Source organism: Nonomuraea sp. NPDC003707 (assembly GCF_053587055.1).
The window spans coordinates 1-9,839 of record NZ_JBSFNK010000098.1 but is presented as its reverse complement, the minus strand read 5'-3'; the positions used below and the strand labels follow the sequence as shown (position 1 = coordinate 9,839).

Sequence of the window (9,839 nt, the reverse complement as noted above, 5' to 3'; positions counted from 1 at the left end):
CAACGGCTCAGGGAGGACATGAAGCATTTGCTGTGCCTGAGGGCCGTCTCTTGTAGTATGGCTTACATGTTGGACTTGCGACGATTGCGGGTGCTACTGGCTGTAGCTGAACACGGCGGCGTTGCGGCGGCCGCCCGAGCCCTATCGTTCACACCGCCCGCGGTCTCCCAACAGATCGCGGCGCTCGAGCGTCAACTCGACGTCGCCCTCCTTGACCGCAGCCAGCGAACAGCGCGGTTGACTTCTACGGGCCAATGGCTGGCGGACCATGCCCGAGATCTGATCGCCGATCTGGAAGGCATCGAAGCCGAAATTGCCAGGATTGACGGCAAGATACATGGCGTGTTGCGGGTCGGAGTACTCCCCACACTGGGTTACACACTCCTACCGTCCACGCTTACCCATCTCGCCACGACGGCGCCCGAGCTCGAGGTACGTATCCAGCAACTCGAACCCGAAGAAAGCCTTGCAGCACTCGCGCGTGGCGAACTGGACGTCGCCCTGGCCGGGGAGTACAGCCTCGCCCCGCGGCGGGACGATACCAACTTTGACCGGGTTGACCTGTACACCGAGCAAATGCTCATTGCGGTGCCTGCGAACCACCGACTGCGTGGACCGCACGTCGCCTTGGCGGATCTCCGCGATGACCGTTGGATTGCACCTGCCCCAGGCACGTCATGTGCCGTCGTACTTGAGCGAGCCTGTGCGCTCGTCGGATATGAGCCCCATGTCATCGGAGTGTGTGCCGACTTCATGATGGCCGCGGCTCTTGTCGGCGCTGGAAACGGCATTGCCCTGATACCTGGCGTTGTCGCGCCCCTTATAGCTCGTTTCGGCGATACACCAAAGGCGCGGCTCCTCACGATGTCTATCCCTAGCATCGATCGAACCCTGTTCGCAGCCGTACGTCAAGGGACTCGAAATCACCCTGCAGTCTCCAGCTTTCTCGAGAGCCTAACGAAAGCTGCTCAGCAGCTCTCTAACCGCCACTCCACAGCCCGGCCACCTGGAATCAGGGATCGAGATCCTATAGAGATCTCTGAAGACTCGTAATTGCTTTCTGCCGTCGGCAATTTGGACTGGGCGGCTGCTACAGAATCACGGGAATGTAGGGGTACTTGTCGATAGGTGAGTACCTTTACCAGAGTTTGAAAGGTTGAGGTGACGCGGCGTGGTTGCGTGTCTTTCTGCTGGTCGGTGACTATGCCGGTGGGATGGGGTATCCGGATGGTGGTGGTCTGACCCCGGCCGCCAGGGCGAAGCGCGAGCAGGTGCGCATGCAGGCCGGGGAGTTATTCGCTGCTGGTGTGGCGCCGGCGCAGGTGGCCAGGCGGTTGAGAGTTTCGCGGACGTCCGTCTATGCCTGGCTTCGCGCCTGGCAGGCCGGCGGGCTGGAGGCGTTGCGGTCAAAGGGGGCGAACGGGTCGCCTTGTCGGTTGGACGAGCGGCACCCGACCGCCGGCTGGGTGATCCAGGCGATCAGGAATCTCGTGATGGACCTGGAGGATGCGAACTTCCGGGCACGCTTTCTGATCCGAGACCGGGATGGGAAGTTCCCCGCCCTCATGGACGAAATCCTCGCCGACGCAGGCATCCAGACCGTACTCACCGGTATCCGGATGCCGCAGATGAATTCCATCATGGAGCGATGGGTGCAGTCGTGCCGCCACGAACTCCTGGATCGCTGCCTGCTCTAGAACGAACGCCACCTGCGGCACGCCCTACGCGAGTACGAACTGTTCTACAACCGGCACCGAGCCCATCAAGCCCTGGCCCAAGCTGCCCCGCTGCGTACCGTCCCGGGCCCGATCACGGATCCAGAGCGAATCACCGACCTGAACATACGCCGACGGGACCGGCTTGGCGGCGTCCTTCACGAGTACTCACATGCCGCTTGACCTGCATGGATGAAATTTCGTCAGGCGCAGGTTTGTCGAACATCTGACGATCGCCGGGTTGCTTTCCGCCCCACACTTCGGCGAACTCATAGAGTCGCTCGATCGCGGCGGCCGCGGTCGGGGCAAAATAGACGGGATTGAAAGTCTTGGCAATGGCGTCTCAGTAGTGGCGGATCGCGTGCCGGAAACTGGCCGCAGCGATTGGGGTCGTCGGAAAGCAGGTGTCGCCTCCGGCTGCGATCACCAGTTACATTGGGGTGCTCAGTCGGAGCACGAAACAGGCACCGCCGAGGGGTGAATCCTCCGCGTGGAGCGTCCCGCGATGCGCCAGCGCGATGTCGCGGGCGATCGTCAGGCCGAGGCCGGTGCCGCCTTGATCGCGGCTACGCGCGGCATCTCGCCGTGCAAACTGCTCGAAGACGCTTTCGCGGTCGGCCTGTGGGATGCCTGTTCCGTCATCGGCCACTGCCAGTTCGATGGTGTCGCCATCCCGTCGGATCGCTACCTGCACCGCGTGGCGGGCGTGTCTCTGTGCGTTGTCGAGCAGGTTGGCCACCAGGCGGTTGACATCGGCACGGAGTGCCCAGACCGTTACCTCACTGTCGGATCGCAGGTCGATGTCGACGGTGTCGGCCCGCCTGGAGATCTCAGCGTGTACCAGTTCGACCAGGTCCACTATCTCCCGTTCCCCAGGCGCACCCGCCCGCACCCTGGTCAGCAGGAGCAGATCGCTGACGATCGCCTCAAGCCTGCCGACATCTCCAAGCGCGCGCTCCAGGAGTTCGGCGAGATCAGTCTGGTCGGGATGCAGCCGGGCCTCTTCCAACTCCACACGCAAGCCGGCCAGAGGAGTGCGCATTTCATGTGAGGCGTCCGCGGTGAACTGCCGCATCCGCTCTCGGTACGGCGCGTCAGCGTCGACATGTTCGCGGGCCGGGCTTCCTGGCGCGAACGAGGAGCCCGGCGTGCCCGCCGGCCGCGCAAGTGCTCCTCCAGAGACGCAGACGGCAGTAGGGCCGTAGCACTCGTCGGCCCCTGCTTGGCTTATCTGGTGCTTGCTCACCTTGTCGCTTCCCCCTTTTCGGATCACGACTGCGGTTGTCAGGCTGCGACGCGCTCTGGGACCAAGGGCGCATGGGTGCACGCGATCTCGCACCACACGCTGGTGTGCGTCATGTCCCGAGCGACACCCCAATCACGGGAGAGGCTGTCGACGATGAACAGGCCGCGCCCGCGCGTAGCGTCCGGGTTGTTGCCGCCTTGCTTCGGCTGCTCCGGCCCACCCGCATCACGGACTTCGATACGCATGGCATCCTCGAGATGGGCCACCTGGACCGCGAAACCGCCGCTCCGGGCGGAGTCGGAGTGTTCGATGGCGTTCGCGGAGACCGCCAGGACCGTGTCGGCCGCGGATGGATGACCCGTCATCAGGTCGCCCACGAACTGCCTGACATGCTGGAGTTCCGGCAAATCGGCGCTAAAGCGGTGCATCCGGATCGTCTCTGCGTCGAGCATATTCATGATCGACTTCCTTCTGTCCCCTACCGGCAGATGTCGGCTTGGCTATGAGCCATCCGGCCGGTTCCTCGGTGGTCCACTACGTGTCCTTCGGACAGGTCGGGCCGATCTGCTCTGGCTCAATCAGTAGCATTTTGCAACTACTTCAGGAGTATAGCATAATGGTTTCAATCGGCAACCCTTCGGGAGATGTGATGACTCAGACCGCGACCAAAGCCGAGGAAGTGACCTGGACCGACCCGACCTGCCCAACGGCACGAGCCCTCGACCTGGTTGGTGACCGTTGGAGCCTGCTCATCGTTCGCGACGCCATGCACGGTGCGCGAGCGTTCACCGACTTCCATCAGCGCACCGGCATCGCCCGCAACATCCTCACCGACCGGCTCTACCGGCTGGTCGAGCGAGGCATCCTCGTCCGGCAGACCGCGCCATCGGGCAGGCGGCAGCTCTACGCACTCACCCCTGTCGGGCGCGACCTATTCCCCGTCATCGTGGCCCTGGGCCAGTGGGGAGAACGCCACGCTTTCGCCTCCGGCGAGGCCTACTGCTTCTTCGTCGACGAAGTTGGTCTCCCGCTTTCGGAGCTTCGGCCGATCGGCTCAAGCGGCAACCCCGCTGACGTCGACACAACCTCCGTACAAGAGATCGCAAATGTCGCCGGCCCCGATCCGGCACCGATGGCGTAGGGACGCATGCACCCACGTCACCAGAGGGCGTCTCAGCGGTCCCCGGGGGCAGCTCAAAGTGTGTTACGGATGGGAATTGGATTACCGGACGAGTTGAGCCGTTCGCCGGACGCTGACATTTAGTAACTGGACCATTTCTCAGTGTGGCCAGAGAGTCAGGTAAGCGGATCCCTCGGCGTGACCTCCAGGACACCCGAATGCTTGTCCTCACCGCCATCGACAACGGCACGCACGTCGACGACGCAGCGGCCATCTTCGACGTGGGCCGATCGACAATATTCGGCTGGATCAAGCTGCGCGAGGAAGGCGGCCCGGCAGCGCGGACCGTGAAGATGCCGCCCGGACCCCTACCGGCGCTGAACGAACAGCAACTGGCACAACTGCGCGACTGGATCACCGGACGAGACCCCCGCCAACTGCAATTCGACTTCGGGCTGCGGACCCGCGCGATGGTGGCCGAGCTGATCAAACGGAAGTTCGGCGTGGAGTTCACCCCGCAATGGGTGGGCAAGCTCCTGGCACGGCTGGGCCTGTCCCCCGCAAAAGCCCCTGGTCCACGCCTACGAGCAAAACCCGAACGGGTCCGTCGATGGAAAGAGCAGGAGTATCCGAAGATCCGCGCCCAGGCCATCAGCCAGGGTGCCAGCATCTACTTCCTGAATGAGGCGAGTGTGCGCACCAATCATCATGCGGGCACCACCTGGGGGCCGATCGGCGATACCCCGACCGTCCGTGGCACGCCCCAGACCCGCGCGGCCGCCTACCGAGGGCTCGCCTCCCGGCTGGGGTCGTGGACCTGGGCGAGACCGACGGTCGGCGGCGCCTGGAGATTCCGCTGGCTTGCGGTACGGGCACCGTGGTCGTGGACCCGGACACCGCGAGGGTTCGCGACACGCCCGTATGGGTCCCTCTCACCGGAGGAATCATGTCCACCGATGAGGGTGGGGTGACGATCGACGCCGAATGGGTGGACCGGCTTCCCGCCGAGTGAAGCGCCCAGGAGACGGACTCGCACCGACCACCGCTGTTCGAGGTGCCGAGACCCACCCGGAGACAGCAGTACGACAGCTCGACGACAGCGACCATCGCCATACTGCGACGAGCGCGTGCACCAACAGGAGCGCCTAGCTCAAGCTGAGAAAGGTTCAACCACGTGAGAAGCGTGAAATGGGCGATCGTCGTCGCAACTGCCGGAGCGGCCCTCTCGCTGCCGGGCACCTCGAACGCGGCAAGCGCACCCACGACATCGGCCCCCGCGGCGACGGTGCTGGGCGCGTCGCACGGCCCCTACCGTGACCTGGCCACCTGTAACTACTGGATGTACGGCGTCCGCGCAGGCGGGCGCGCGACCACCGACTGCTACTACTACGACCCACCCATCACCTGCCCGGGGGGCGTCTGCCACCCCGACCCCAGAGGCTGGTACTTCACCGAGAAGTAATCCGCAGGGCCGGGCGGGTCCGCACAGGTGCGTCCCACCTGTGCGGACCCTTGCCGTGGTCAGTTGGTCTCGACCGGCTCCAACACGAACACCGGGATCTGCCGACCACCTGTGGCGCACCCGGACCACCGCCGCCCACGCCGTCGCCACCTGGCACGACCCGGATCTGGCTCCGAGCGATTGAGACGGCCGGAACGGCGCTGCAGGAGCCTGCTTCCGGCAGCAGGGTCCTCCGCGTCGCGTGTGCAGACACTGATCGTTGCTGGCGACACGCCAGACGGCAGCGTGCCCGGGTACTCCGGACTCGACATGCTGGGGCCCATGGAGACGCATCCCCCGACGCACAGCAAGAGCCCAGCTGTTCACGCTGCAGGCGAACGGCTACAACCTGGCCGATTCACGATGAGCCACCCTGGCGCCGTACGGCGACGAGCCCCAGGCGCCCGGGCTCGACACCCAACGAGAAGAGAGAGGTGAAAATCCAGAGGGCTGAGCAGGCTCGTCGACCGAGTGCGGCGGCCGGCCTGCCGGCAGTAACTGTCGGAGAGAGCAAGTCCCACAGAAGGAGAGATCATGAACGCTAAGAAGCGCGTTGCCCTCAGTCTGGGCACCGTCCTGTTCTCAGTCGTCGCGGTGTACGCGGCGGCCTCCGTGGCCCTGGCGAGTGACTCGGGCGACAACATGGGTTACGACACGCCCATTGCCGTGCAGAGTCACTAGGCCTACTAATCCGCGAACCGCGGTGAGCCCGCTGCCGGCCCCACCGGCAGCGGGCTCACCGCAAACCAGGGTCCGCCGGACTTCGAGAAATCGTCAAGGCCTCCCTGCCGCATTGCCGATCTTCCATCTTCTCAGGCGTGGTTAATAGGGCCTCAGAGCCGCGGTATCCGCGGCGAACAAGGTTTCCATCAATCCGATCAACCGTGCGACGATCTTCATGTGGAGCAACCACTGGCTTGATTCGCCGCGCACATCTTTAGCACTCGATGGTGATGGGAGTGATAGTGATGTCAGAAGCTGCATTTCATTTCGGCGTACTCGGGACGCTGGATGTCAAGCGTGAAGGCAAATATGTGGCGATTCCCGCGGCCAAGCAGCGGATCATTCTGGCCACCCTGCTGTTGAATGTGAACGAGTTCGTGTCTCGTGACCATCTGACTGAGAGGGTCTGGAACGGTGATGTTCCATGCCATGCTCGTGGTGTGCTACACACGCATGTTTCACGACTCAGGCGCATTTTGCGCGAAAAGCATCCCGGTGAGGATCGGCTGATCCACAGTCACCGAGACAGCTATGCCATGCGCTTGAAGCCGGACGATATGGATCTGTCCGCCTTTCGAGAGCTCACGCGACAAGCCATCTCCACATCGCAGGCATCGACCGAGGTCGATATTCTCGGGCGGGCGTTAGCCTTGTGGCGGGGGCCGGCGCTGGCCGATGTGCCGTCGAAGTTACTACACGAGATCGATGTTCCCCTCCTCGACGAGGAACGGGGCGTCGCCACGGAACGCCTGCTCCACCTGCGTCTTCAGCTGGGGGACTATGAGGCGACGATCGTGCCTCTAAAGGCCATGACCGGCGAGCACCCCTTCCGTGAGCGACTGTGGGCCCATCTCATGGTCGCGCTCTTCCTGTCCGACCGACGAGCCGAGGCACTGGATGCCTACCGGGCCGTCGTCGCCCTACTACGGGAAGAACTGGGCATCGATCCCGGCCCGGAGTTGGTTCGCATTCATGCCGCAATCCTCGCCGGCGATCCGCAGTTGGCGCGCCTACTGGATGAGAGTCAGCTGGAGACGTCGCCCAGTCTGGACGCACAGCAGCAAACGGCAGAGGAGACGCCGCAAGACCGCGAATCAACCTTCGAATCAAGCGATCTACTTGGCCAAGCGGGTTTCCCGCAGCAGCTCCCGTCTGATGTCGTCTCCTTTACTGGCCGCTCCCAGCAGCTGCAAATTCTGGACAATCTCCTCGCAGCCAATGGTGACGAGCCTTCTCCACGGATGGAGATCCCGCGGGAAGGCGATGAGCCCTCCCGGCCGATCGTGATCGCCTCGCTCACCGGTATGGGCGGCATCGGCAAGACCTCTCTCGCGGTGCACTGGGCTCACCGGATGATCCACCACTTCCCGGACGGGGCGCTGTACGTCAATCTCCGCGGTTTCGGCCCGGATCGCCCTTTGGAACCCGGCGCCGCGCTGGAGATGCTGCTGGATACCCTAGGTGTCCCGATCACGCGCATCCCGGATCAGATCGACGCGCGATCGGCGTTGTTTCGCAGCGTGCTCGGACACCGGCGGATACTGCTCCTCCTAGATAACGCCCAGGATGCCGCACAAGTCCGTCCGCTACTGCCCGGCTCGCACGCGTTCGTACTGATCACGAGCCGCAACCAGCTGCGCGGCATGGCCGCCCGGGAAGGAGCACACCGCATCCCGCTCCAGCCGCTGTCAGCCGACGAATCCGTCGAGCTGCTCACCAAGATCCTCGGTCCGGAGCGGATCGACATCGAACCGCAGGCCGCCAGTGAACTTGCGCACTCTTGCGCCTACCTGCCGCTAGCCCTGAACATCGCCGCTGAACTTGCTACCTCCGACTCCAGCACCGGCCTGCGAGATCTCGCCGAGCAGATGCACAACCAGCGAGCCCGGCTGGATCTGCTGGATACCGTTGACGATCACGAGGCCAGCCTCCGCGCGGTGCTCTCCTGGTCTTGCCGTGCTCTGCCCGCATCAGCCGGCCGGGTGTTCCGGCTGCTGAGCCTCCACCCGGGTGCCGTATTCGATCCGCCGGCGGCCGCGGCCATGGCGGGCATCACCAGCCATCAGGCACGGCAGATCCTCGACCTGCTCGCCGATCGATCTCTGCTGGAACGTCCGAGCGAAGAGAGCTACAGCCTTCACGACCTGATCCATGCGTACGCCATCAAGCTGACGCACGACGAGGACACCGACGTCGAGCGGACTACTGCGGTCCGCCGGGTCCTGGACTGGTACCTGCATGCCGCGGAGCTTGCCGCTGATCAGCTGGAGCCGAGCCGGAGGCGGTTTCCCCCGGCGATCGTCCACGTCCCGGCAGAGCCTGTCGTCTTCGACGGGCCCGGGGACGCCGTCGCCTGGGTGCAGGACCGGCACGCCATCCTGCTAACCGCCATCACCCTTTCCGCGCACCACGGCTGGAACGAGCTGACGTGGAGGCTCCCGCACGTTCTTTGGCGGTTCTTCCTCATGAGCGGCCATATTCGCGACTGGATCGACAGCCACCACCTGGCCGTACCCGCCGCCCGAAACAGCCTCGTTCCCGGCGCCTTGGCCGAGACATTGAAGAACCTCGGCTTCGCCTATTGGCGCCGTGGACACCTACCGGGCGCGCTGGACTATCACGCGCAGGCACTCGTCTTGGATCAGCAGGACAACGACCTCTGGGGTGAGGCCAAGACCCGTAATCATCTTGGTTTCATCAACGACCGCGCCGGCCGTACGCAACAAGCCCTGGACCAGCACTGGCGATCACTGGCTCTCTACGAAGAGACCGATGATCTATGCGGAAAGGGCCGTGCCCTCATCGGCATCGGCAATGCTTCTCGCCAGCTTGGTTACCATGCCGAAGCCCTCGACCACCTCAACCAAGCCCTGATCATCACCCGCCAGATCGGGGACCGCTGGGGGGAAAGCCTCGCCCTGATCACCCTCGGATTGGTCTGCCTGGCCACCAACGATCACGGTGACGCCATGGACCATTTCACTACCGGCTTGCGTATCACCCGCGACAACGGGGACCGCTGGGGCGAAAGCCTGGCCCTGGTAGCGATTGGCCTGGCCTACCTGGCTGGCGGCCAATCCCGCCAGGCGCTGGATTATCTGGGTCAAGCCCTCGCGGTCGCCCGTGACGTCCGAAGCACCGGTCTCGACTCCGATCCCGTTTTAGTGGACTCACTCCATACCGCACGCCACCTCAAGGCAGCCCTGCTCCGCGGCGCCGACCCCCACCTGTCCGCTCTGAGCTTGCACAGCAGGCTTCAATCAGCGCTCACCCGAACACGCGACGATGGCCCGCCCCATTAACTGATCTCCTGATGAAGTGGTCGGTTGACGTAACCAACTGAGGGTCGCGTCCCTTGGATGCTGGCGCGTCCGGCTCATCGGAGCGGCGGACGTGGCGTTGCGCCAACGGAGGTAGGCGTGCACCGGGGTTCGGCAGTTCGGAACCTAATGAGAGCTACCGGGTCAGCTTTCGGGCAGACTCGGGCCCGGTAGCCACTGGCAGGTGAGCACTCTCGGAACCTGGACGTCGAGT

At 64.1% G+C, this 9,839-nt stretch carries 9 protein-coding genes; 7 read left to right on the top strand and 2 right to left on the bottom strand.

What is annotated here, in order from left to right; translation table 11 throughout:
• Positions 1-66 precede the first annotated feature (66 nt).
• Entirely contained in the window at positions 67-1,053 is a 987-nt protein-coding gene (locus tag ACWDRB_RS67295) for a LysR family transcriptional regulator (protein WP_449912725.1), read from the top strand.
• 122 nt (positions 1,054-1,175) lie between these two features.
• Entirely contained in the window at positions 1,176-1,697 is a 522-nt protein-coding gene (locus ACWDRB_RS67290) for a helix-turn-helix domain-containing protein (protein WP_449912724.1), read from the top strand.
• A gap of 448 nt (positions 1,698-2,145) precedes the next feature.
• Here ACWDRB_RS67290 and ACWDRB_RS67285 read toward each other — a convergent pair whose 3' ends face one another.
• Positions 2,146-2,790 carry a sensor histidine kinase gene (locus ACWDRB_RS67285; RefSeq protein WP_449912723.1) on the bottom strand — a complete coding sequence of 215 codons (645 nt, stop codon included), beginning with the start codon at positions 2,788-2,790 and terminating at the stop codon, positions 2,146-2,148.
• A 209-nt stretch (positions 2,791-2,999) separates the two neighbouring features.
• Positions 3,000-3,419 (bottom strand): ATP-binding protein, encoded by a 420-nt coding sequence (locus tag ACWDRB_RS67280; protein ID WP_449912722.1) that lies wholly within the window; start codon positions 3,417-3,419, stop codon positions 3,000-3,002.
• A gap of 191 nt (positions 3,420-3,610) precedes the next feature.
• On the opposite strand from ACWDRB_RS67280, the gene ACWDRB_RS67275 reads away from it, so the two are divergent.
• From ACWDRB_RS67275 to ACWDRB_RS67255, 5 genes are all read left to right on the top strand, one after another.
• Positions 3,611-4,102, top strand: coding sequence for a winged helix-turn-helix transcriptional regulator (locus ACWDRB_RS67275; RefSeq protein ID WP_449912720.1), 492 nt, complete (start codon positions 3,611-3,613; stop codon positions 4,100-4,102).
• A 197-nt stretch (positions 4,103-4,299) separates the two neighbouring features.
• Positions 4,300-5,052, top strand: a complete 753-nt coding sequence (locus tag ACWDRB_RS67270; protein ID WP_449912719.1) for a helix-turn-helix domain-containing protein — start codon at positions 4,300-4,302, stop codon at positions 5,050-5,052.
• Positions 5,053-5,255: 203 nt separating this feature from the next.
• Complete coding sequence (locus tag ACWDRB_RS67265; protein ID WP_449912718.1) at positions 5,256-5,543, top strand: hypothetical protein; 288 nt, start codon at positions 5,256-5,258, stop codon at positions 5,541-5,543.
• A 573-nt stretch (positions 5,544-6,116) separates the two neighbouring features.
• On the top strand, positions 6,117-6,263 hold the full coding sequence (locus tag ACWDRB_RS67260; protein WP_449912717.1) for a hypothetical protein: 147 nt from the start codon (positions 6,117-6,119) through the stop codon (positions 6,261-6,263).
• Between the two features lie 287 nt (positions 6,264-6,550).
• Positions 6,551-9,607 carry an AfsR/SARP family transcriptional regulator gene (locus tag ACWDRB_RS67255; RefSeq protein WP_449912715.1) on the top strand — a complete coding sequence of 1,019 codons (3,057 nt, stop codon included), beginning with the start codon at positions 6,551-6,553 and terminating at the stop codon, positions 9,605-9,607.
• Positions 9,608-9,839: the final 232 nt, after the last annotated feature.